This is a genomic window from Mycobacterium sp. NGS64, assembly GCF_059812245.1.
Window position 1 is genome coordinate 1162433 of record NZ_JCALCI010000001.1, and the last position, 20335, is coordinate 1182767.

Genomic DNA, 20335 nt, shown 5'->3' on the forward strand with positions numbered 1-20335 from the left:
CGCTTCCGGATTTGTCGGTGGTGCGGTCTAGCGTTTTGCTTGCTCGACACGCTTCGCTCAAATGTTCGGACATCGAACATACGAGCGATATAGTCGAACACACGAGCGAGAACAACCTGACCGGAGGAACGCAAGATGACAATCACCTACACCGTCTCGCCGCGTACCAGCAGCGTTCGGCGCCCGGTCAACGGGCCGGTGCCGGGGCTTTACCCCAGGCGGGACGGGCTGACCGGCTCACGTCGGCCCGGCCCGTCCAGGCCGGCCGGCGCGCCGCTGCGCTACCACGGCACCGGCGTCGCGATGTCCGTCGCCCCGCATCGCAGGCGTCCCGTCACGCTGGCCACGACGCTGGGGCTGGCGTTGGTCGCCGGGGTCATCACCCTGTGGCTGGGGCTGGTCGCCAACGTCGGGCAGGCGGTCAACGGCGACTCCGGGGGATCGGCCGCCGCCGTGCCGGATCGGCTGGCCGTCGTGCGGGTTGAGCCCGGCGAGTCCCTGCAGGACGTCGCCCACCGGGTGGCGCCGGACGCGCCGGCCCGCCAGGTTGCCGATCGGATCCGCGAGCTCAACGACCTGAACTCGCCGGCGCTGGCCGCCGGCCAGACGCTGATCGCGCCGGTCGGCTGACACCGGCGTCGCGGTACGCTCGGGGTGTTCTGCGGCCCCGCAGGTGAGCACGGCGAAGGAGCGGTCATGCACTGTCCGTTCTGCCGCCATCCGGATTCCCGGGTGATCGACTCGCGCGAAACCGATGAAGGCCAGGCGATTCGGCGCCGACGCTCCTGCCCCGAATGCGGGCGGCGCTTCACCACCGTCGAAACCGCCGTGCTGGCCGTGGTCAAACGCAGCGGCGTCACCGAACCCTTCAGCAGGGAGAAGGTCATCAGCGGCGTGCGGCGGGCCTGCCAGGGCCGCCAGGTCGACGACGACGCGCTGAACCTGCTTGCCCAGCAAGTCGAAGACACCGTTCGCGCGGCCGGGTCGCCCGAGGTGCCCAGCCACGAGGTCGGCCTGGCCATCCTCGGCCCGCTGCGCGACCTCGACGAGGTGGCTTACCTGCGGTTCGCCTCGGTGTACCGGTCGTTTTCCTCCGCCGAGGACTTCGAGCGCGAGATCGAGGCGCTGCGCGCGCACCGCAACGCGCCGACGGATCCGGAGCCGGCCACTCGCTAGGCTGGCGTCCATGCCGCCCGACCTGCATCCCGATCTGGAGGCGCTGGCACCCCTGCTGGGGACCTGGTCCGGCCGCGGCTCGGGCTTCTACCCGACGATCCAGCCGTTCGAATATCTCGAGGAAGTCGTCTTCTCCCACGTCGGCAAGCCGTTCTTGGCCTACGGGCAAAAGACCAAGGCGGTGGCCGACGGCAGGCCCCTACACGGCGAAACGGGGTATTTTCGCGTGCCCCGGCCGGGCAGCGTGGAGCTGATCGTCGCCCACCCGAACGGCATCACCGAGATCGAAACCGGGACCTACGCCGTGACCGACGGCCTCATCGAGGTGGAGCTGTCGAGCACGGCGATCGGGCTGGCGCCGAGCGCCAAAGAGGTTACCGCCCTTGGCCGTTCGCTGCGCATCGACGGCGACGAGCTGTCCTACACGCTGCGCATGGGCGGCGTGGGGCAGCCCCTGCAGGACCACCTCGTGGCCGTCCTGCACCGGCAGGGCTGACCTCAGCCGACCCGTCGGACACCGTCGTTGACGACGCGCCCGGCCACCCCGACCCAGCCCTCAGCGTTCCACGCGGTTTCGATGAACGAGCCCTTGCCCTGGGTGATGCGCAGGTCGCGGCTGAGGTAGTCGGTGAGCCGCATCGCCGCCGAGCCGGTCGCCTCGTCCTCCGGCACCCCGAGGTTCGCGAAAAACCCGCGGGTGCGCAGAGTCCCGGCGTCCCGGTCGACCCAGGCCCACAGGTAGTGCGCGGTGTCGTCCGGGAAGTCGGCCGGGTCGGCGGCGAGAACGTCGTCGGCCGAATCGAATTCGTGGATGGCCACTTCCGGTGCCCACTCCGAGCGGGCGCTGACGCCGGTCAGGTCGCCCTGATAGCTCACCTGCACGAGGCCGGCCCCCACGTGCAGCGTCTTGATCGGCGTACCGTTGTCGCGCAGCCACCACGACGCGCCGACGGTCGGGTGCCCGGCGAACGGAAGTTCGACGCGCGGGGTGTAAATCCTCGCGTGCGCGGTGGCCGAGCCGGCGGCCGGAAGATCGATGAAAACCGTTTCGGCGTAGCCCAATTGGGTCGCCAGCCGCTGCCGGTCCGGGGGCGGTACCGCGGCGGCGTCAACCACACCGAGGCGATTACCGAAATTGCCGTCCGTGTCGGTGAAAACCCGTAACACCGTGACGTCGATGCCCATGACCCGACTGTACGGCGCGGGTCAACGTGTTTATCAGGTGGCGCTGCGCTCGTCGGAGCCCATGGCGTTCAGGACGGCGACGCGGGTGTCGGCCGGGCCCGTGACCGCCTTCTCGCCACCCCCGCTGCGCAGCAGCGCGCGGAGGGCGGCCTGGTCGTATTCGGCGGGCGCGGTGCTGTCGATGAAGCGCTGGACGACGTCGATGAAGCGGGCCGGGTCGTCGTGGAAGGGGAAGTGGCCCGAACCCTCGAAGATCTCGAGACGCGAGCCGGGCATCGCGGCGTGCGCCATCCAGGCGTGCCGGACCGGAACCACCACATCCTTGGTGCCCCAGACGATCTGCACGGGGATGGCCTCCGTCAAATAACATCGGTCCAGCATCGTCACGATCTGCCCCCGCCAGTCCACGACCGCCCGCAGCGTGCGGCTGAACGCCGCCGACGCCGTCGGCTCCGGCAGGTCGTCGAGGATGCGCAGCACGTTGGGCAGGTCGTGGCCCAGCGCGGTCGACCCGATCGCCAGCCCGGCCAGCTTCCCCGCCAGCTGAACCGCCGGCAGCACGAGGGGCAGCCGCAGCAGCGCCAGCGCCTCGCTGCCCAACGGCAACGAGGCCAGCCGGAAGACGACGTTGACGTCCTTGGTGACGCCGCCCGCGGCGACCAGGATCAGCCGGTCGACCAAATGCGGGAACTGGTAGGCGAATTGCATGGCCACGCCGCCGCCCAGCGAGTGGCCGATGATGGTCACCCGTTCGATGTCGAGGACGGACAGCAGGTCGCGCATGCCGTTCGCGTAGGCGGCCGCCGAGTAATCGGCGCGCGGCTTGTCGGATTTCCCGTGGCCCAGCAGGTCGGGGGCGATGACGGTGAACCGCTGGGCGAGCTTGGCCTGCACGGCATTCCAGGTGGTGGAGTTGTCGCCGATGCCGTGGAGCAGCAGAATCGCCGGCCCGGAACCGGCGATGCGGAAGGCCCGCCGGTAGCCGTGAATGGTGCGGAACTCGAGCGTGGGCGCCGTGACTTCACGCACTGGGCGAAGGTTGCTCTTGCGCTTCCGCTCGGTCATCTCCGCCAACCTTGGTGTCGGCCCGGGCTATGGGCGTTTTGAGTCCTCACGCCTGGTCGTCGTCGTTCTTCTTCTCTGCCTGTTGGGCAAGGAATCGCTCGAACTCTGCGCCAAGCTCGTCGCCGCTGGGGAGATCCTCGTCGTGAGTTAGTAACGACCTGTTCTCCTGAGCGTCGATGAAGGCATCGTACTGGCGCTCGAGCGCGGCCACCACTTGAGCCACCTCCGCGCTCGCCTGCACCTGCTCGTCGATCTTGGCGCGAATCTCCGCCGCGGCTTCGGTCAGCGCCGACAGCGGCAGCTCCAGCGATCCGCTCTTGGCCACCTGCTCCAGCAGCGCCTGCGCGGCCGCCGGGTAGTCGGTCTGCGTCAGGTAGTGCGGGACGTGCACGGTGAACCCGACGACCTCGTGACCGTGCTGGGCCATCCGGTATTCCAGCAGGTTGGACGCGCTGCCGGGGACCTGGATCTCCGAGATCCAGGGCTGGAAGTCGGCGATCAGTTCCTTGTCGTTGGAATGGGCGGTCAGCGTGATCGGGCGGGTGTGCGGGACCGCCATCGGGACGGTGCCCAGGCCGATCGTGCGCCGTACACCCAGCCGCTCGGCCAGCAGGCGCACCGCGGTGATGAAACGCTCCCACTTCAGGTCGGGTTCCATGCCGGCCAGCAGCAGAAACGGCGTGCCGACGCTGTCGCGCAGGGCGTAGAGGCTCAGCTCCGGATCGTCGTAGCTGGTGAAGTGGTCGGTCTTGAACGTCATCAGCGGCCGCCGCGAGCGGTAATCCAGTAGTTCGTCGATCGCGAACGACGCGACCAGCTCGGTGTCCAGCGCGGCCTTCAGGTGGGTGGCGGCCAGCCGTATCGCGTGGCCGGCGTCGGAGAAGCCCTCCAAGGCGTGCACCAAAACCGGGCCGCGGCCGTCGGCCGTCGACAACTGGGGCGCCGGGAACTCCAGCTCGTACATGCCGGACTGTCCTGGCTGGTCGTACTCGTCGCCTTGGTTTTGATCGCGGGCCATCGGGTCTCCTCCTTTCGGGGGGTTCTCCAGGGTGCCCTGACCAGTGTCCCCCGAATCAGCGGGCACCAACAATGGAACAGCTAACACCCTGCAGTCTTCACCGTCGAAACGCCCCAACCCGCGAACGTAATCCGCATGTCGGCCAGCAAACGCGGCGGCGCGCGGGGAGGGGATGTGGTCTGCCCGACACGCCGTGGTCAGGCATGATGGACACGAAATGCGCATACGGACGCTGCTGCTGTGCTCGGGGGTCGGCCTGCTGACGTTGTTGACGTCGTGCACCCGGCCGGCCGAGCCTGCGGCGCGCCCGGTGGTGTCCGTCCCCGTGGCCACCGGGCCGCTCGTCCAGCGGCTCAGCCAGCCCCAGCAGAAGGCGGTCGCGGGTCCGGTGGACCCCGACCGGCGCGTCGGCGCGATCTTCATCAACGACGGCCCGCTGCACGTCTGCACGGGTTCCGTAATCCATTCGGCGACCGGGAATCTCATGATCACCGCGGCGCACTGCCTGGCCGGTGCGGCCAAGATGACCTTCGTTCCCGGTCTCGCCGGTGACGCGGCGCCCGCGCCCGCCGACGTGTGGAAGGCCGACGCCGTCTACCTGGATCCGCGCTGGATATCGGGCAAGGATCCGCACGCGGACTACGCGATCGCCCGGGTCAGCAACGACGCCGGCGGATCGGTCGAGTCGTACGTCGGCCTGGCGCTGACGCTGGGCGTCGCGCCGCCCCCGGGCAGCCACGTCACCGTGCTGGGGTATGCGGCCGGCGTGGGCGGCTCGCCGATCGGCTGCCAGGCCAGCACCTCGGTCAACGACAGCGGTTTTCCCTCGCTGGCGTGCGAGGGCCTGGTGGACGGCACCAGCGGGGCGCCGTGGGTGAGCGGCACCACGCTCACCGGGCTGATCGGCGGTTTCGAACGCGGCGGGTGCGCCGCGAACGTGTCCTACTCGGCGCCGTTCGACGCCCAAACCGCCCAGCTGCTGGCCCGCGCCGAGGCCGGCGGCCCCGGCGACCGGGTGCCGGGCGACCTCGACGACAGCTGCTAGCTCAGCGGCGGAACTGCGACAGCGCCCGCATCTTGTTGGTCACGTCCAGCGCGGCCACCTTGTAGGCCTCCGAGAACGTCGGATAGTTGAACACCGCGTCGACCAGGTAGTCGACCGTCCCGCCGCAGCCCATCACGGCCTGCCCGATGTGCACCATCTCGGTGGCGCTGGTCCCGAAGATGTGCACCCCGAGCAGCTTGCGGTCGTCGGTCGACACCAGCAGCTTGAGCATGCCGTAGGAGTCGCCGGCGATCTGGCCGCGGGCCAGCTCCTTGTACCGCGCCACCCCGACCTCGTAAGGGACCGCGTTCTTGGTCAGCTCCACCTCGGTGGCCCCGACGTAGGAGATCTCGGGGATCGAATAGATGCCGATGGGCTGCAGGTCGGTGATGCCCTCGCACGCTTCCCCGAACGCGTGGTAGGCGGCCAGCCGGCCCTGTTCCATCGAGGTCGCGGCCAGGGCGGGGAACCCGATGACGTCGCCGACGGCGTAGATGTGCTCCACCTTGGTCCGGAACTTGTCGTCGACCCAGATCCGCCCGCGGCCCTCGACCTCGAGGCCGGCGTTTTGCAGGTCGAGGTGATCGGTCTGGCCCTGGCGGCCGGCGGAGTACATGACCGTCTCGGCGGGAATCTGCTTGCCGCTGGCCAGCGTGGTGACGGTGCCCGCGGCACCGACGTCGACGGCGGTGACCTCCTCGCCGAACCGGAACGTCACCGCCAGGTCGCGCAGGTGGAATTTGAGCGCCTCGACCACCTCGGGGTCGCAGAAGTCCAGCATGTCGTCGCGCTTCTCGACGACGGTGACCTTGGTGCCCAGGGCGGCGAACATCGATGCGTACTCGATGCCGATCACGCCGGCGCCGACGACGACCATCGAGCCCGGCAGCGTCTTGAGGTCGAGGATGCCGTCGGAGTCGAGCACCCGTTCCTCGTCGAACTCGACGCCGGACGGCCGCGCCGGCCGGGTGCCGGTGGCGATGACGATGAATTCGCCGCTGACAGTGGTCATCTCGCGGCGGCCCGGGTCTTCCACGACGACGGTATGCGGGTCGACGAAGCGGCCGTGACCAACCAGCAGGTCGATCCGGTTGCGCATCAGCTGGTTGCGCACCACGTCGACTTCCTTGCCGATCACGTGCTGGGTCCGCGCCAGCAGGTCGGCCGGGGTGATCCGGTCCTTGACGCGGTAGCTGGCCCCGTAGAGCTCGCGCTGATTCATCCCGGTGAGGTAAAGCACCGCCTCGCGCAACGTTTTTGACGGGATCGTGCCCGTGTTGACGCAGACACCGCCAAGCATTCGGCCCCGTTCAATGATGGCGACGGATTTGCCTAGTTTGGCCGAGGCGATGGCGGCCTTCTGGCCGCCCGGCCCCGAACCGATCACGACGATGTCGTACTCCTGCATCGAACCCATGGCATAGACGATAAGGCCCACAGTCCAGACTTTCTCCACAGACGAGCGGCCCGATCCCGTCGCGGGGGGACGGCCCGACGGTGCCGCCCGTCAGCGTTGGTGCCCATGACGACGCATCAACCTGATTTCAAGCTCAATCGCCCCGGCGCGCTGATCGCGGCGCTACCGGCCGTTCTCGGCTTCGTTCCGGAGAATTCATTGGTCCTGGTGTCCCTGGAAGGCGGGGAACTGGGGGCCGTGATGCGGGTCGACCTCTGTCAGGAACTCGTCGACCGCGTCGGGCACCTGGCCGAAGTCGTCGCCGCCGCCAGGCCCCAGGCGGCGATCGCGGTGATCGTCGACGCGGACTGCGCGCACTGCCCGGGGTGCAACGAGGAATACCGGCTGCTGTGCGACGAGCTGGCAGAGGCGTTGTCGCAGCGGGGAATTCAACTCTATGCGGCGCACGTGGTGGATCGGGTGGCCCGCGGCGGGCGCTGGCATTGCGTGGACGGCTGCGGCTCCGGCGGCTTCGTCGACGACCCGTCGGCGTCGCCGTTGGCCGCGGCGGCGGTGCTCGACGGCCGGCGGCTCTACCGCCGGCGCGCCGACCTGCAGGCCGTCATCGCGGTCGACGACCCGGCGGGCGCCGCCGAGTTGGCCGACGCGGTCCGGCGCCAGGCGGCGCGGCGCGACGTGGCCCATCGCGCCGACCCCACCGGGTGCGCGCGCCGCGACGTGCAAGACGCGATGGCCGTGGCCGCACGCGTCGCCGGCGGCGAAACGCTGTCCGCCGCCGAGCTGGCGGCGTTGGGCTGCGCGCTGAGCGACGTCGAGGTGCGGGACACGCTCTACGCCCTGGCGGTCGGCGACTGGGCGGGGGAGGCCGAGTCGCTGTGGGCGCTGCTGGCGCGCCGCCTGCCGCCGCCCTGGCGGGTCGAGGCCCTGGTGCTGCTCGCGTTCAGCGCGTACGCCCGTGGCGACGGCCCGCTCGCCGGGGTGTCGCTGGACGCCGCGCTGCGGTGTGACCCCGACCACCGGATGGCGGGGATGCTGGATCAGGCGTTGCAGTCCGGCATGAAGCCCGATGACATCCGGAAACTGGCGGCCACCGGCTACCGGCTGGCCAAGCGGCTGGGGGTACGGCTGCCGCCGCGACGGGCGTTCGGGCGCCGCGCGGGATAGCGGCGGCGATCGGTGCTAGCCGCTCAGACCTTCTCGACTTTGACGGCGTGCGCCATCTCGTGCGGCAGGGTGACGTTCTCGTGGCCGGGAATGAGGATCGTGACCCCGCCACCCGACGGGCTGGTCTCCACGGTGACCCGGGCGTTCGGAACGACGCCGGCGTCCTTGAGGCGGGTGATCAGATCGATGTCGCCCTGGACGTGTTCGGTGAGCTGGCGCACGACCACCGCGACCGGGGATCCGGCGGGCAGCTCCGTCAACCGGACGAGGTTGATGCCGTCGGCGCCGGAATCGGGGCCCACACCGAGGTCCAACAGGCCCGGGATCGGGTTGCCGAACGGCGAGGTGGTCGGGTCGTTGAGCACCTTCACCAGCCGGCGCTCGACTTCCTCGCTCATCACGTGCTCCCACCGGCATGCCTCGGCGTGCACTTCCTCCCACGGCACCCCGATGACGTCGACGAGCAGTCGTTCGGCGAGGCGGTGCTTGCGCATCACGGAGATGGCCAGCGCGCGGCCCTTGTCGGTGAGCTCCAGGTGGCGGTCCCCGGCGACGTGGAGCAGGCCGTCCCGCTCCATGCGGGACACGGTCTGGCTGACGGTCGGCCCGCTTTGTTCGAGGCGTTCGGCGATCCGGGCACGCAGCGGCGTCACGCCCTCTTCTTCGAGGTCGTAGATGGTCCGCAGGTACATCTCGGTGGTATCAACCAGCTCGTTCATCCAGCACCCTCCATTGACGCTGAGTCTACTTGGCCAGCTGCAAGAATGGGCCCAACGCCTCTTGCGGATGTCCCCAGGCAAGCAGTATGCCCGCCGCTCGCGCGACGGGCATACCGACTTGCTACAGGCTCTGGCGGGATCAGCTGGCGTACGAGCGCAACCGTTCGGCCCGCTCGCCGTTGCGCAGCTTGGACATCACGTCGCGCTCTATCTGACGGACCCGCTCGCGGGACAGACCGAACAGCTTGCCGATCTGATCCAGCGTGCGCGGCTGGCCGTCGTCCAGGCCGAAGCGCAACCGGATGACCTGGTGCTCGCGCTCGTCGAGAGTGGCCAGCACACTGCGGATGTCGGTGTGCAGCAGCTCGGCGATCACCGCGTTCTCGGCCGACATCGCCTCGGCGTCCTCGATGAAGTCACCGAGCGGCGCCTCCTCCTCGGAGCCGACGGGCATGTCCAGGCTCACCGGGTCGCGGCTGTGCTCCAACAGGTCGTTGATCTTCTCGACCGGGATGCCGGATTCGGCGGCGAGTTCCTCGTCGGTGGCTTCGCGCCCGAGGTTCTGGTGCATCTCCCGCTTGATCCGCGCCAGCTTGTTGACCTGCTCGACGAGGTGGACCGGCAGCCGGATGGTGCGGCTCTGGTCGGCCATGCCGCGGGTGATGGCCTGGCGGATCCACCAGGTGGCGTAGGTGGAGAACTTGAATCCCTTTGTGTAGTCGAACTTCTCCATCGCGCGGATCAGACCGAGGTTGCCCTCCTGGATGAGGTCCAGCAGCGGCATGCCCCGACCCGTGTAACGCTTCGCCAGCGAAACCACCAGCCGCAGGTTCGCTTCCAGCAGGTGGCGGCGCGCCGCCTGGCCATCGCGCGCGACGGCCTCCAGGTCGCGTTTGCGGTTCTCGCCGAGGCGCTTACGCGTTTCCAGCAGATGCTCGGCATACAGGCCGGCTTCGATCCGCTTGGCCAGCTCTACCTCACCCGCCGCGTTGAGCAACGCCGTCTTGCCGATGCCGTTGAGATACACGCGCACCAGGTCCGCGGCGGGGCTTTGAGCATCCAGATCGCCGTCGATCCTGCTTGTGCTGGCATTCGCCATAGCGACCTCCCGTTCGGCTTTGCACTGTCATGACGTCTAACGATGAATCCGCCCTGGGAGTTCCCGCCCGCGCGTGATCTCACACGCCTTGACGTGCACAGATGTGCCGACGACCTGAGAATGTCCTGAGAAGTGCGCCCCTTGGGGGCTAGCCGGAACCGTCGTGGTGCGGTCGCCGCGGTTCGAGCGCCGGGCGCTCGGCGGTGGGGAACAGGGGGGTGCGCCGCCGCGTCTGGTCGAACCGCCTCGGCTCGTCGGAGCGGCGCGGTGGCCGGTCGTTGGCGATCAGCACGGCCATCCACGGCAACGGCACCGAGGCCGCCACGATGAGCAGTGAGATCAGGCCGTTGTGCCAGGCGCCGTAGGCGACGGCGGCCAGGATGAGCGCCGGGATCCGAAACGCCATCAGCGTCAGGTACTTCCGCACCCGGGCGCGGTGCTCCTCCTCGTAGGAGGGCGCGGCGGAGGTGATCAGGACGGGACGGCTGGTGTCGTCGAAGCCGTCGAACCCTGGCTCTTCGCCGCGCTTCATATCTCCACTGTCCCACAACCAATCGATTCCGGTACCGGCGAGTCAGGGGGCACAATGTGAGGCATGCAGACCCAGACGATCGAACGCACCGAGACCGACGAACGCGTCGACGACGGGACCGGCAGCGATACCCCGAAGTACTTCCACTACGTCAAGAAGGACAAGATCGCCGAGAGCGCCGTCATGGGCAGCCACGTCGTCGCGCTGTGCGGCGAGGTGTTTCCCGTCACCCGGGCGGCCAAGCCCGGCTCCCCGGTCTGCCCGGAGTGCAAGCGGATCTACGAGCGGCTCAAGAAGGACTGATCAGGCCGGCGGCTCGGCCGTCGCGACGTCGGACGGCGCTGCCGGCCCCGCGGGCAAGTCGACTACCCGCTTGGGGGCGGTCCGGCGCGTCAGCAGCCAGTTGCGCAGCCGGTGGGCATGGGTCCTCGGCGCGGGGAATTCCTCCTGGATGGAGGCGTTCAGCTCGGCGCCGAGCATGATCGCGAAGCCGCCGAAGAATGCGAACAGCAGGAACGCGATCGGCGTGGACAGCGCGCCGTAGGTGTAACCGGTGCTGGTGATCCACCGCAGGTAGAAGCGCAGGCCCAGCGTGGCGATCAGGAACACCGCCGTGGCCAGGATGGCGCCCAGCACCAGCCGGTGGCTCGGCAGCGGCACCGGCAGGGCCACCCGGTACAGCACCATGATGCCGATCATCAGCCCGAGGATCAGCGCCGGGTAGTAGCCGTAGCGCAGCACGTTGGCCAGTCCGACCGGGATGTGTTCGCTCACCTTGCGCGGTCCCACCACCATCACCGGCGCGGCGATCACCACGAAGACCAGCATCACCACGTACAGGAACAGCGAGAAGAACCGCTGTCGCACCGGGTGTCGTAGCGGGGTCTGGTCGTGGGCCTCGACCACGGCGTCGACGAACGACGAGATCGCCGACGATCCCGCCCACAACGAGATCAAGAATCCGAGCGACACCACTTCACCGCGCGCGTTGGCGGTGATGTCGCGGATGGTGGGCTCGATGATCTCGTTGACGACGCTCGGCGAGAAGAAGCTGTGTGCGGTCGAGATGATGCTCTTCTCGATCGCGGACAGCGTGTCCTTTCCGAACAGCGGCGCCACGTAGGCCAAGCTGCCCAGCATTCCCAACAGCAGGGGCGGGGTGGAAAGCGCCGTCCAGAATCCCGCCTGGGCAGACTCGGAGAAAATGGAGTCGTCCCAGCTCTTGGCCAGGGTTCTAAGACTGATTCGCCGGACGTGGTGGCGCGACGGCCGCGCGGCTTGGACGCTCATACCCGTCCAGCATTACCGATGACCGCCCGCGCAGCCCACATTGGCCAGGGGTGAGTTCGGCGCGACTAGCTTTCGCTGACCTCCAGCACGGCGTCCTGCTCGGTCAGCTTCGACTGGTGCTGGTTCGCGTGGTGCTGGCAGAAGAGAAGCTCAAGTCCGGAAGGCAGCTTGGCGCGGACTCGAGCGGCGGCACCGCAGCGATCGCAGCGGTCCGCTCTGGTGAGCTCGGGACTGGTCAGAGTTGCGTACATGGCTTCTCCGTTCTCGTTCATTCACTGTCTCAGACGTGTGGCGTTTTCGCCTTGTTCCCCGATCGTTATCGGGTGTGTCGTTTCTCACGGGTTTTAAGCTGAGCGACCGTGACCGTTCTGGTGCACCTGTGCGGGCGCGAGGAGTGGTCCCGCGCCCGCGATCGGGGCGGGATTTCGCCCGACGCGCCGGGAGCCGGGGGCTCGCGGTTCATCCACCTGTCGACGCCCGAGCAGGTGCATCTGCCCGCCAATCGGCTCTACCGCGGCCGCGACGACCTGGTCCTGCTGCACATCGACCCGGCACTGCTGGAATCGCCGGTGCGCTGGGAGCCCGGGGTGGCAACGGACCCGCAGTCCATGCGGTTCCCGCATCTGTACGGCCCGCTGCCCGTGCGTGCTGTGATCGGGGTCACCGCTTATCCGCCTGCCGCGGACGGCACCTTCCCTCCGGCCGCGCCTCAGGAGTCGACGTAGGCGTCGGCCTCGACCTCCACCAGCAGCTCTGGGGCGATCAGCGCCGACACCTCGACCATGGTCGCGACCGGACGGATCTCGCCGAAGAACTCGGCGTGCACCGCGGCGACCTCACGCCAGCGCGAAATGTCGGTCACGTAGATGCGGGTGCGTACCACGTCGGTGAGCCCGGCACCCGCCTGCTCGAGCGCAATCATGATGCGGCGCAACGCGTCTCGGGTCTGGGCGGCGATGTCACCCGCGGGTCCGGCGCCGGTCGTCCCGGCCACCGCCACGTGCGGGCCGACACGGACCGCCCGCGAATAGCCCACCGCCGACTCGAAGTCGGAGCCGGACGACACCATTGTGCGGTTGGTTGACATGCGGTCACGGTACGCGCGATTGGCTTGGCCACCAAAGTCTTTACGCGTGCGGCCGCCGGTGGTAGGAGTGCTGTGTGGGTAAAGCAGCCGCGTTGGCCGTGACGCGGGTCAACATCGGCACACCGAACCTCGGAATCCGCACGGCCCAAGGCGTTTTCGTGGTCGTCGGGGTGGCGCGATGACGCCAGGCATCTCGGAGGACGCGCTCCTTGCGCAGGAGGCGTGTTTCGCGCGGGCGTTCGCGGCCGGCGACCTGTCGATCGCGCGGGACCTGTATCAGCCCGACGTCGTGTATGTGAGCCCGACGGTGCGCCTCTTCGACTGGCCGTCCCCGATCGAGGGCGTCGAGCGCACGCTCGAGTTCATCGCGCTCACCATTGAGGGTTGCGCGGAAATCCGCTACGAGGCGGTGGATTACGCCATCGGCGCCCACACGGCGTTCGTGCGCGTCGAATTCGACTGGGACCAGGGCGGCCAGCGCCTGCGCTCCACCTACGTTGTGGTCTACCGCTACCGCGGTGGCCGGATCGCGCGCCAGGAGCTCTACTACGACCCGAGCGGGGCGCTGGATCGACTCGAGGGTTTGGGCCGTGCTTAACGAGACCAGCTGCCTCAGCCGGAGGTGTGGACGATCAGCACGTCGGTCCTGGCCCTGCGGGAGACCTCGGACGGGACCGACCCCAGCAGCCGCCCGGCGACGCTGTTGAGTCCGACGTTGCCGACGACCAGCAGGTCGGCACGGACTTCCTCGGCCAGCTGCACCAGCGCGTTGATGGGGGCACCGATGACCGGCCTTTCCTCCACGGTCTTGGCCCCGGCCTGGTGCGCCCGCTCCCTGGCGTTCTGCAGGATTGCGTAGTAGGGCGCCTGCCCCACCGTCCGGTAGTCCTGACCATGATCGCTGCCCGGCGGGATGGCGTAGCGGCCCTTTTCCTCGGGGACGGGGAGATGCGCGGTCGCAACGATCAATTTCGCGCCGTGATCCGCGGCAATCGCGGCTGCGGTGTCCACTGCACGCAGCGACGATTCCGAGCCATCGGTGCCGACCACCACGGTGTGATACGCGCTCATAGCCCACCCAGTGTAAGGCCGACGTGATTCTTCGAGCCATACCGAAAATCTGCGCACCCGAGTCGGCGGGCAGCGGCGGGCTAGTCCAGGTAGTCGCGCAAGACCTGAGAACGGCTGGGGTGGCGCAACTTTGACATGGTCTTGGATTCGATCTGGCGGATGCGCTCGCGGGTCACGCCGTAAACCTGCCCGATCTCGTCCAGGGTGCGCGGCTGGCCGTCGGTGAGCCCGAAGCGCAGCCGTACTACGCCGGCTTCGCGCTCGGACAGCGTCTCCAGCACCGACTGCAACTGGTCCTGCAGCAGCGTGAAGGACACCGCGTCGACGGCCACCACGGCCTCGCTGTCCTCGATGAAGTCCCCGAGCTGGCTGTCGCCCTCGTCGCCGATGGTCTGGTCCAGCGAGATCGGCTCGCGCGCGTATTGCTGGATCTCGAGCACCTTTTCGGGCGTGATGTCCATTTCCTTGGCCAGCTCTTCGGGCGTGGGCTCGCGGCCCAGGTCCTGAAGCAGCTCGCGCTGGATGCGGCCCAGCTTGTTGATCACTTCGACCATGTGGACCGGGATGCGGATGGTGCGCGCCTGGTCGGCCATCGCCCGGGTGATGGCCTGGCGGATCCACCACGTGGCGTAGGTGGAGAACTTGTATCCCTTTGTGTAGTCGAACTTTTCGACCGCTCGGATGAGGCCCAGGTTGCCTTCCTGGATGAGGTCGAGGAAAGCCATCCCGCGGCCGGTGTAGCGCTTGGCCAGCGACACCACGAGGCGCAGGTTCGCTTCCAGCAGATGGTTTTTCGCGCGGTCGCCGTCGCGGCAGATCCACATCATGTCGCGGCGCTGGGCGGCGGGCAGTTTGTCGCCGCGCTCGGCGTGCTCGGCCATCAGCTGCGTGGCGTACAGTCCGGCCTCGATGCGCTTCGCGAGCTCGACCTCTTCCTCCGCGTTGAGCAGCGCCACCTTGCCGATCTGCTTGAGGTAGGCGCGAACCGAGTCCGCGGACGCGGTGAGCTCGGCGTCCTTGCGGGCCTGGCGCAGCGCCTCGGATTCGTCTTCGTCCCAGACGAAATCGCCGGAAGCCTTGTCCTTTTCGGAGGGCTCCGCGATTTCCTCTTCCTCGGCGGCGGCGGTCTTGGTCTTCGCGGCGGGCGCGGCCGCCGCCTCCTCCTCGCCGTCCTCGGCGTCGTCCGCCTCGAGGTCGGCCTCTTCGCCGTCGGCGGCCACGTCGACTTCGAGGTCGTCGAGGTTGAGGTCGTCGGCGTCGATGTCCAGGTCCTCGACGGGCTCGACCTCGAGGTCCGGCTCGGCGTCGAGATCCTCGACCTCGACCTGGGCGTCGGCGTCGAGCTCGAGGTCGGCGTCGCCGTCCTTCGCGCCTTTGGCCGCCGCCTTCGTGCCGCGGCCGGACGGCGCCTTGGCGCCCTTGGCCGCGGAGCGGGCTTTCTTCGGGGCCTCGTCGGGCGCTGTGGCCTCGGGTCCCCGGGCGGACTTGGCGGCCCGCGGCGCGGCCTTGGCGGCCCGTTTCGCCGGGGCGGCGGCGCCATTGGCGGCCTTCGCCGGCGAGCGCTTGGCGGGGGACGATGGAGACTTCGTGGCGGTGCGTTTCACCGGCTCATCGGTCGCCGGGCTTGCCTTGGTCGCTGCCACTTACACCCCTTCGGTCGGACGCACTTTCGGTGGGTTTGGGCATGGTTAACCGAAAGTGTCTGCTATGTCGAATGTCGGCGTTGGAGATCAGCGTGAGTGCTCGCACGCTTTCAGTCGGGCGGTCGCCGAGGACCATTGTAACGACAGCGCGCGCTCCTACCGGCCTACCGGGCAAAATTCAGTGCGTCACGTCCGAGGTGGCGGCCATCGCCGCGCCGACGATGCCGGCGGTGTTTTGCAAGGCGGCGGCCACCACCGGGGTGCGGTTTTCCAGGAGCGGCAGCCATTTGTCGGCCTTGCGGCTGATGCCGCCGCCGGCGATGAACAAATCCGGCCAGATCGCGTTTTCGATGGCCACCAGCACCCGGGTGACCTGGTGGGTCCACTTTTCGTAGCTCCAGCCGTTGCGTTCTTTGACCGACGACGCCGCGCGCTGCTCAGCCTCCTTGCCACCGACCTCGAGGTGGCCGAATTCGGTGTTGGGAATCAGGGTCCCGTTGTGGATGACCGCGGACCCGATCCCGGTGCCGAACGTGAGCAGCACGACCAGGCCCGATTGTTCGCGGCCCGCGCCGTAGCGCTCCTCGGCGAGCCCGGCCGCGTCGGCGTCGTTGAGGATCGTCACGTCCTGGCCGTTGAGTTCGGCGCTGATCACGTCCCGCGCGTTGGTTCCGATCCACGCCTTGTCGACGTTGGCCGCCGTCTGCACGACGCCGTGGGTGACGACGCCGGGATAGGTCACCCCCAGGGGCCCGGTCCACCCGAACCCGTTGACGACCTCGGCGATGGCCTTGGCGACCGCCTGCGGCGTCGCCGGTTGGGGGGTCAGCACCTTGATGCGTTCGCCGATCAGCAGCCCGGTGTCCATGTCGACGATGCCGCCCTTGATGCCGCTGCCGCCGACGTCGACGCCGAACCCCCGGCGCTGCGGCTTGCCGGTGGCCGCGTCGGGTGGCGCGCCCGTGATCGAGTCGGTGCTGGTCATCGAAACTCCTCGGCGAGACTTGGCCTGTCCGATCACCTTAGCTCCACCGGTACCCCGGCTGGGGGTCTGCGCGGCCGTGCCGTCTGTGATGCGATGGACCGGTGACGCGACCTGATAAGGAGCCCGCGCAACTGCGTTCGGTGGCCGAAAAGTTGGCCGCCGAGGCCGCCGAGTTCGTACGGCGCCGGCGCGCCGAGGTGTTCGGCCCGACGGCATCGGTCGCGGCCAGTGGCGCGGTGCGGTCGAAGACCACACCGACCGACCCGGTGACCGTCGTCGACACCGAGACCGAGCGGCTGTTGCGGGACCGGTTGGCCCAACTGCGGCCCGGCGACCCGATCCTCGGGGAGGAGGGCGGCGGGCCCGCTGACGCGCAGTCCGGCGCGGTCACCTGGGTGCTCGATCCCATCGACGGCACAGTGAATTTCGTCTACGGCATCCCCGCCTACGCGGTGTCGGTGGGCGCGCAGATCGACGGCGTGTCGGTGGCGGGGGCGGTCGCCGACGTCGTCGCCGGGCGCGTCTACTCGGCGGCCACCGGCCTCGGCGCGCACGTCACCGACGATCGCGGGACGCGGCCGCTGCGCTGCACCGCCGTCGACGATTTGTCGATGGCGTTGCTGGGCACCGGGTTTGGTTATTCACGGCGGCGCCGCGCGAGCCAGGCGGCGTTGTTCGCGCACATCCTGCCGGCGGTGCGCGACGTGCGCCGCATCGGTTCCGCGGCGCTGGACCTGTGCATGGTCGCGGCGGGCCGGTTGGACGCCTTCTACGAGCACGGGCTGCAGGTGTGGGACCGCGCGGCCGGCGCGCTGATCGCGGCCGAGGCGGGCGCCCGCGTCCTGGTGCCCGAGCCGAACGGCCCGGTGGGCAGCGAAGGGTTGGTGGTGGCCGCCGCCCCCGGAATCGCCGACGAGCTGCTGGCCGCGCTGCAGCGTTTCGACGGCCTGGCGCCGCTGCCGGAATAGGGGTCAGCAGCTGCTGGCGTGAATCTTTTGCAGCAGTGCGGGATCCGACGGTTCGGTGGCACCGGGTCGCAGGCTGGCCAGCACCGCGTCGATGTTGTCGTTGTGCGCCAGCGCGCTGAACTCCGTGCCGAGGGCCAGGTCGACGGAGTCGTCGGCGCGGTTGTCGTTGAACAGCTCGGTGCACGGCGCGACGAGCCACACGGCGGCCGCGGTCGCCTGCCCGGCCGTGCCGAACCGGATCTGGCCCACGCAGTTCAGCCGGGTGCCGGCGTAGAGGGGGTCGTTGGCGGCGGTCGGCTGGGCGAAGCCGAGGTCCTTCATCGCGCCGGCGACGTCGCCGGCCTGCCCGCCGCGGCCGCTGGCGTTGAGGACGCGGACCTTGGTGTCGGCGAGTTTGGCCGGGTTGACGTCGACCATGGCGCTGCGGGAGACCTGCTCACCGAGTTGCGGCGCGGCCGAGCCGGGCGGCTGCGGCGGCGGGTTGCACACCACGGCCTCGTGCACCTTCGCCGGCCGGGTCAGCGCCACCGTCCACACCACGGCGGTCGCCACCACCAGCAGCGCCACGACGACGATGGCGGGCCGCGGGTTTCGGCGCCTAAAGGGGCGTCCATGCTTGTCAAAAGCGGTACCCTCGGTGATTTGCGCGACCACAGGGGAACTCTAACTGCACCGTTTGAGATTCAAGACAAGGGTCAATTCGGGGATGTGACGTAAATCACACCTTAATGGTGGGGGATACGGGCACGAATCATTTGGTGGATGCGTTCGACGCTGGTACAAAGCGTTGCTTGAGGTTAACGAGGCCTGTTGAGGGGATAGGGCGGGATTGATATGCCTACCGACTATGACGCTCCGAGGCGCACCGAGACGGACGACGTCTCGGAAGACTCGCTGGAGGAGCTCAAAGCACGGCGGAACGAGGCGGCCTCGGCCGTGGTCGACGTGGACGAATCTGAATCCGCCGAGAATTTCGAACTGCCTGGCGCCGACCTGTCCGGCGAGGAGCTGTCCGTTCGCGTCATCCCCAAGCAGGCTGACGAGTTCACCTGCTCGAGCTGCTTTCTGGTTCAACACCGCAGCCGTCTCGCCAGCGAGAAGAACGGCGTGATGATCTGTACCGACTGCGCAGCCTGAACGGTCAGCTGCGTAATGCCGACAGCACCCGCTCCGGGTGGCGGCAGCTCACCAGCCAGTACGGCGTGGGGTCGTCTGGGTCATCGAGGACCACAAGAACCATCGGGCCGACCCATGCCCGGTGCAGGACGTAGGCCGCCGGGTCGAGCTGACGCCCGAGTGCCGCCGACTTCGCGGTGGGCGCTATCTCGGCGGAACGGGCGATGACCGTGACCGGCAGGTGTGCCTCGCCGGCCCACAGTTCGACCCCGCCCGGGGCGGCCGGGTCCGCGGTGACGCGGATCTCGACGCGGCCGAGCCACAGCAGCGTCCCGGCGGCCACCACGAACAGCGTTGCGTACGGCAGCCAGTCGGGCAGGGACCGAACACCGAGGTTGACTTCGAAAGCGATCAGCGCCGCCAGCCCGAAAGCCAATGGCCACCACCACCATGGCACCCAAAGGCGTTCGCGATATCGCACATTGTGCGGCGCGACGCGGGTAGCAGACACGCGGTCAAGGGTAGTCTGTGGCCCCGTGTCGACCAGTCTGGCTTTGAAATGAAAGTTGTGCGCCTCGACCCCGAGCTTCCGCTGCCCAGTCGCGCCCACCACGGCGACGCCGGGGTCGACCTGTACAGCGCGGAAGACGTCAAGCTGGATCCGGGGCAGCGGGCGCTGGTGCGAACGGGCGTCGCGGTCGCCATTCCGTTCGGGATGGTGGGGTTGGTGCATCCCCGCTCGGGATTGGCTGCGCGGGTGGGGCTTTCGATCGTCAACAGCCCGGGCACCATCGACGCCGGCTATCGCGGCGAGATCAAGGTCTCGCTGATCAACCTCGACCCGGCGGAGCCGATCGTGGTGCACCGCGGCGACCGGATCGCCCAATTGCTGGTGCAGCGGGTCGAATTGGTCGAGCTGGTCGAGGTGTCGTCGTTCGACGAGGCCGGGCTGGCCGAAACATCCCGTGGCGATGGTGGTCACGGTTCCTCCGGCGGACATGCGAGTTTGTGATGGCACTTGGTAGATCAGGCAAAGACGACAGCGATGACGCGGTCGAGACGGAAGCCGCCGCGGATCCGGTCGACGAAGAGTTCGAGGACGAGCTCGAGGGCCCGTTCGACATCGACGACTTCGACGACCCGGCGGTCGCCGAGCTGGCCCGCCTCGACCTGGGTTCGGTGCTCATCCCCATGCCGGAGGCCGGCCAGCTGCAGGTCGAGCTGACCGAGACCGGCGTGCCCAGCGCGGTGTGGGTGGTCACGGCCAACGGCCGGTTCACGATCGCCGCCTACGCGGCCCCCAAGACGGGCGGCCTGTGGCGCGAGGTGGCCGGTGAGCTCGCCGAGTCGCTGCGCAAGGACTCGGCGAAGGTCAGCATCAAGGACGGCCCGTGGGGCCGCGAGGTGGTCGGCACCGCCCAGGGCGTGGTGCGCTTCATCGGGGTCGACGGGTACCGCTGGATGATCCGCTGCGTCGTCAACGGGTCGCACGAGACCATGGAGGCGCTGGAGCGTGAGGCGCGAACGGCGTTGGCGGACACCGTGGTTCGCCGCGGCGACACACCGCTGCCGGTGCGCACGCCGTTGCCGGTGCAGCTGCCCGAGCCGATGGCCGAACAATTGCGGGCGGCCGCGGCCGCCCAGCAGCAGCAGGCCCAGGAGCAGCAGCCGCCCGACGAGCCGGCGGCCCGCCGCAGCGCCGAGGGATCGGCGATGCAGCAGCTGCGCACGACGACCGGCGGCTAGTCCCCTGGA

27 protein-coding genes are annotated in these 20335 nt (G+C 68.9%); 12 read left to right on the top strand and 15 right to left on the bottom strand.

Features of this window, described 5'->3' with window-relative positions:
• Window positions 1-135 precede the first annotated feature (135 nt).
• From AC5Y4S_RS05800 to AC5Y4S_RS05810, 3 genes are all read left to right on the top strand, one after another.
• Window positions 136-630 carry a LysM peptidoglycan-binding domain-containing protein gene (locus AC5Y4S_RS05800; protein ID WP_500030915.1) on the top strand — a complete coding sequence of 165 codons (495 nt, stop codon included), beginning with the start codon at window positions 136-138 and terminating at the stop codon, window positions 628-630.
• 66 nt (window positions 631-696) lie between these two features.
• Complete coding sequence (nrdR, locus tag AC5Y4S_RS05805; RefSeq protein ID WP_068107252.1) at window positions 697-1176, top strand: transcriptional regulator NrdR; 480 nt, start codon at window positions 697-699, stop codon at window positions 1174-1176.
• A 10-nt stretch (window positions 1177-1186) separates the two neighbouring features.
• Window positions 1187-1672, top strand: coding sequence for a peroxynitrite isomerase (locus AC5Y4S_RS05810; protein WP_500030918.1), 486 nt, complete (start codon window positions 1187-1189; stop codon window positions 1670-1672).
• A 2-nt stretch (window positions 1673-1674) separates the two neighbouring features.
• Here the strand turns inward: AC5Y4S_RS05810 and AC5Y4S_RS05815 are convergent, their stop codons facing one another.
• From AC5Y4S_RS05815 to AC5Y4S_RS05825, 3 genes are read right to left on the bottom strand one after another with little or no spacing between them, the layout of a single operon-like run.
• Window positions 1675-2361 carry a PhzF family phenazine biosynthesis protein gene (locus AC5Y4S_RS05815; protein WP_500030920.1) on the bottom strand — a complete coding sequence of 229 codons (687 nt, stop codon included), beginning with the start codon at window positions 2359-2361 and terminating at the stop codon, window positions 1675-1677.
• 33 nt (window positions 2362-2394) lie between these two features.
• Complete coding sequence (locus tag AC5Y4S_RS05820) at window positions 2395-3426, bottom strand: alpha/beta fold hydrolase (RefSeq protein ID WP_500030922.1); 1032 nt, start codon at window positions 3424-3426, stop codon at window positions 2395-2397.
• Between the two features lie 46 nt (window positions 3427-3472).
• Window positions 3473-4444 (bottom strand): proteasome assembly chaperone family protein, encoded by a 972-nt coding sequence (locus AC5Y4S_RS05825; RefSeq protein ID WP_500030924.1) that lies wholly within the window; start codon window positions 4442-4444, stop codon window positions 3473-3475.
• 217 nt (window positions 4445-4661) lie between these two features.
• Between AC5Y4S_RS05825 and AC5Y4S_RS05830 the strand changes: the two genes are divergently transcribed.
• Window positions 4662-5489: a trypsin-like serine peptidase gene (locus AC5Y4S_RS05830; protein ID WP_500030926.1), complete on the top strand. Its 828-nt coding sequence runs from the start codon at window positions 4662-4664 to the stop codon at window positions 5487-5489.
• A 1-nt stretch (window position 5490) separates the two neighbouring features.
• Here AC5Y4S_RS05830 and sthA read toward each other — a convergent pair whose 3' ends face one another.
• Entirely contained in the window at window positions 5491-6897 is a 1407-nt protein-coding gene (gene sthA, locus AC5Y4S_RS05835; RefSeq protein ID WP_500032177.1) for a Si-specific NAD(P)(+) transhydrogenase, read from the bottom strand.
• Window positions 6898-7011: 114 nt separating this feature from the next.
• On the opposite strand from sthA, the gene AC5Y4S_RS05840 reads away from it, so the two are divergent.
• Complete coding sequence (locus tag AC5Y4S_RS05840; RefSeq protein WP_500030929.1) at window positions 7012-8070, top strand: DUF4192 domain-containing protein; 1059 nt, start codon at window positions 7012-7014, stop codon at window positions 8068-8070.
• Window positions 8071-8093: 23 nt separating this feature from the next.
• Here AC5Y4S_RS05840 and AC5Y4S_RS05845 read toward each other — a convergent pair whose 3' ends face one another.
• The 3 genes from AC5Y4S_RS05845 to AC5Y4S_RS05855 all read right to left on the bottom strand — a co-directional run bounded on the left by AC5Y4S_RS05845 (window position 8094) and on the right by AC5Y4S_RS05855 (window position 10438).
• A complete protein-coding gene (locus AC5Y4S_RS05845) occupies window positions 8094-8789 on the bottom strand; it encodes an iron-dependent transcriptional repressor DtxR (RefSeq protein WP_500030932.1) in 696 nt (231 codons plus the stop codon).
• Between the two features lie 139 nt (window positions 8790-8928).
• Complete coding sequence (sigB, locus tag AC5Y4S_RS05850) at window positions 8929-9888, bottom strand: sigma-70 family RNA polymerase sigma factor SigB (protein ID WP_500030934.1); 960 nt, start codon at window positions 9886-9888, stop codon at window positions 8929-8931.
• Window positions 9889-10036: 148 nt separating this feature from the next.
• Window positions 10037-10438, bottom strand: coding sequence for a DUF3099 domain-containing protein (locus AC5Y4S_RS05855; protein ID WP_081665528.1), 402 nt, complete (start codon window positions 10436-10438; stop codon window positions 10037-10039).
• A gap of 45 nt (window positions 10439-10483) precedes the next feature.
• Here AC5Y4S_RS05855 and AC5Y4S_RS05860 point away from each other — a divergent pair, with 45 nt between their 5' ends.
• The gene (locus AC5Y4S_RS05860; protein WP_067325558.1) at window positions 10484-10723 is read left to right on the top strand and encodes a DUF3039 domain-containing protein; all 240 of its coding nucleotides are present in this window, start codon (window positions 10484-10486) and stop codon (window positions 10721-10723) included.
• Here AC5Y4S_RS05860 and AC5Y4S_RS05865 read toward each other — a convergent pair whose 3' ends face one another.
• Together AC5Y4S_RS05865 and AC5Y4S_RS05870 are read right to left on the bottom strand one after the other, a co-directional pair.
• Window positions 10724-11710, bottom strand: coding sequence for a YihY/virulence factor BrkB family protein (locus AC5Y4S_RS05865; protein WP_500030937.1), 987 nt, complete (start codon window positions 11708-11710; stop codon window positions 10724-10726).
• A 65-nt stretch (window positions 11711-11775) separates the two neighbouring features.
• The gene (locus tag AC5Y4S_RS05870) at window positions 11776-11961 is read right to left on the bottom strand and encodes a DUF7455 domain-containing protein (protein WP_067156959.1); all 186 of its coding nucleotides are present in this window, start codon (window positions 11959-11961) and stop codon (window positions 11776-11778) included.
• Between the two features lie 108 nt (window positions 11962-12069).
• Between AC5Y4S_RS05870 and AC5Y4S_RS05875 the strand changes: the two genes are divergently transcribed.
• Entirely contained in the window at window positions 12070-12435 is a 366-nt protein-coding gene (locus AC5Y4S_RS05875; RefSeq protein WP_500030939.1) for a DUF952 domain-containing protein, read from the top strand.
• Here AC5Y4S_RS05875 and AC5Y4S_RS05880 read toward each other — a convergent pair.
• Complete coding sequence (locus AC5Y4S_RS05880) at window positions 12420-12797, bottom strand: RidA family protein (protein ID WP_500030941.1); 378 nt, start codon at window positions 12795-12797, stop codon at window positions 12420-12422. The genes AC5Y4S_RS05875 and AC5Y4S_RS05880 overlap by 16 nt on opposite strands.
• A 178-nt stretch (window positions 12798-12975) precedes the next feature.
• On the opposite strand from AC5Y4S_RS05880, the gene AC5Y4S_RS05885 reads away from it, so the two are divergent.
• The gene (locus AC5Y4S_RS05885; protein WP_500030943.1) at window positions 12976-13395 is read left to right on the top strand and encodes a nuclear transport factor 2 family protein; all 420 of its coding nucleotides are present in this window, start codon (window positions 12976-12978) and stop codon (window positions 13393-13395) included.
• Window positions 13396-13409: 14 nt separating this feature from the next.
• Here AC5Y4S_RS05885 and AC5Y4S_RS05890 read toward each other — a convergent pair whose 3' ends face one another.
• From AC5Y4S_RS05890 to ppgK, 3 genes are all read right to left on the bottom strand, one after another.
• Window positions 13410-13868: a universal stress protein gene (locus AC5Y4S_RS05890; RefSeq protein WP_500030945.1), complete on the bottom strand. Its 459-nt coding sequence runs from the start codon at window positions 13866-13868 to the stop codon at window positions 13410-13412.
• Between the two features lie 80 nt (window positions 13869-13948).
• The gene (locus AC5Y4S_RS05895; RefSeq protein ID WP_500030947.1) at window positions 13949-15511 is read right to left on the bottom strand and encodes an RNA polymerase sigma factor; all 1563 of its coding nucleotides are present in this window, start codon (window positions 15509-15511) and stop codon (window positions 13949-13951) included.
• A gap of 178 nt (window positions 15512-15689) precedes the next feature.
• Entirely contained in the window at window positions 15690-16496 is an 807-nt protein-coding gene (gene ppgK, locus AC5Y4S_RS05900; RefSeq protein WP_500030949.1) for a polyphosphate--glucose phosphotransferase, read from the bottom strand.
• Between the two features lie 101 nt (window positions 16497-16597).
• Here ppgK and AC5Y4S_RS05905 point away from each other — a divergent pair, with 101 nt between their 5' ends.
• Complete coding sequence (locus tag AC5Y4S_RS05905) at window positions 16598-17464, top strand: inositol monophosphatase family protein (RefSeq protein WP_500030951.1); 867 nt, start codon at window positions 16598-16600, stop codon at window positions 17462-17464.
• 3 nt (window positions 17465-17467) lie between these two features.
• On the opposite strand, the gene cei is transcribed toward AC5Y4S_RS05905, so the two are convergent.
• Window positions 17468-18118, bottom strand: a complete 651-nt coding sequence (gene cei / locus AC5Y4S_RS05910; RefSeq protein WP_500030954.1) for an envelope integrity protein Cei — start codon at window positions 18116-18118, stop codon at window positions 17468-17470.
• Window positions 18119-18298: 180 nt separating this feature from the next.
• On the opposite strand from cei, the gene AC5Y4S_RS05915 reads away from it, so the two are divergent.
• Window positions 18299-18601, top strand: coding sequence for a DUF4193 domain-containing protein (locus AC5Y4S_RS05915; RefSeq protein WP_036468275.1), 303 nt, complete (start codon window positions 18299-18301; stop codon window positions 18599-18601).
• Window positions 18602-18605: 4 nt separating this feature from the next.
• On the opposite strand, the gene AC5Y4S_RS05920 is transcribed toward AC5Y4S_RS05915, so the two are convergent.
• On the bottom strand, window positions 18606-19091 hold the full coding sequence (locus AC5Y4S_RS05920) for a DUF3093 domain-containing protein (protein WP_068107288.1): 486 nt from the start codon (window positions 19089-19091) through the stop codon (window positions 18606-18608).
• A 48-nt stretch (window positions 19092-19139) separates the two neighbouring features.
• On the opposite strand from AC5Y4S_RS05920, the gene dut reads away from it, so the two are divergent.
• The gene (dut, locus tag AC5Y4S_RS05925) at window positions 19140-19592 is read left to right on the top strand and encodes a dUTP diphosphatase (protein ID WP_068107290.1); all 453 of its coding nucleotides are present in this window, start codon (window positions 19140-19142) and stop codon (window positions 19590-19592) included.
• On the top strand, window positions 19592-20326 hold the full coding sequence (locus AC5Y4S_RS05930) for a DUF3710 domain-containing protein (RefSeq protein ID WP_500030957.1): 735 nt from the start codon (window positions 19592-19594) through the stop codon (window positions 20324-20326). Before dut ends, AC5Y4S_RS05930 begins: the two co-directional genes overlap by 1 nt.
• Window positions 20327-20335 lie beyond the last annotated feature (9 nt).

Coding starts and splice junctions, on each gene's coding strand:
- AC5Y4S_RS05800 (WP_500030915.1), top strand. CDS start 136: ATGACAATCACCTACACCGTCTCGCCGCGTACCAGCAGCGTTCGGCGC.
- AC5Y4S_RS05810 (WP_500030918.1), top strand. CDS start 1,187: ATGCCGCCCGACCTGCATCCCGATCTGGAGGCGCTGGCACCCCTGCTG.
- AC5Y4S_RS05890 (WP_500030945.1), bottom strand. CDS start 13,868: ATGAGCGCGTATCACACCGTGGTGGTCGGCACCGATGGCTCGGAATCG.
- sthA (WP_500032177.1), bottom strand. CDS start 6,897: ATGCAGGAGTACGACATCGTCGTGATCGGTTCGGGGCCGGGCGGCCAG.
- AC5Y4S_RS05865 (WP_500030937.1), bottom strand. CDS start 11,710: ATGAGCGTCCAAGCCGCGCGGCCGTCGCGCCACCACGTCCGGCGAATC.
- AC5Y4S_RS05825 (WP_500030924.1), bottom strand. CDS start 4,444: ATGGCCCGCGATCAAAACCAAGGCGACGAGTACGACCAGCCAGGACAG.
- dut (WP_068107290.1), top strand. CDS start 19,140: ATGAAAGTTGTGCGCCTCGACCCCGAGCTTCCGCTGCCCAGTCGCGCC.
- AC5Y4S_RS05880 (WP_500030941.1), bottom strand. CDS start 12,797: ATGTCAACCAACCGCACAATGGTGTCGTCCGGCTCCGACTTCGAGTCG.
- AC5Y4S_RS05860 (WP_067325558.1), top strand. CDS start 10,484: ATGCAGACCCAGACGATCGAACGCACCGAGACCGACGAACGCGTCGAC.
- AC5Y4S_RS05815 (WP_500030920.1), bottom strand. CDS start 2,361: ATGGGCATCGACGTCACGGTGTTACGGGTTTTCACCGACACGGACGGC.
- AC5Y4S_RS05830 (WP_500030926.1), top strand. CDS start 4,662: ATGCGCATACGGACGCTGCTGCTGTGCTCGGGGGTCGGCCTGCTGACG.
- AC5Y4S_RS05885 (WP_500030943.1), top strand. CDS start 12,976: ATGACGCCAGGCATCTCGGAGGACGCGCTCCTTGCGCAGGAGGCGTGT.
- AC5Y4S_RS05930 (WP_500030957.1), top strand. CDS start 19,592: ATGGCACTTGGTAGATCAGGCAAAGACGACAGCGATGACGCGGTCGAG.
- AC5Y4S_RS05845 (WP_500030932.1), bottom strand. CDS start 8,789: ATGAACGAGCTGGTTGATACCACCGAGATGTACCTGCGGACCATCTAC.
- AC5Y4S_RS05820 (WP_500030922.1), bottom strand. CDS start 3,426: ATGACCGAGCGGAAGCGCAAGAGCAACCTTCGCCCAGTGCGTGAAGTC.
- AC5Y4S_RS05840 (WP_500030929.1), top strand. CDS start 7,012: ATGACGACGCATCAACCTGATTTCAAGCTCAATCGCCCCGGCGCGCTG.
- AC5Y4S_RS05870 (WP_067156959.1), bottom strand. CDS start 11,961: ATGTACGCAACTCTGACCAGTCCCGAGCTCACCAGAGCGGACCGCTGC.
- AC5Y4S_RS05915 (WP_036468275.1), top strand. CDS start 18,299: ATGCCTACCGACTATGACGCTCCGAGGCGCACCGAGACGGACGACGTC.
- ppgK (WP_500030949.1), bottom strand. CDS start 16,496: ATGACCAGCACCGACTCGATCACGGGCGCGCCACCCGACGCGGCCACC.
- sigB (WP_500030934.1), bottom strand. CDS start 9,888: ATGGCGAATGCCAGCACAAGCAGGATCGACGGCGATCTGGATGCTCAA.
- nrdR (WP_068107252.1), top strand. CDS start 697: ATGCACTGTCCGTTCTGCCGCCATCCGGATTCCCGGGTGATCGACTCG.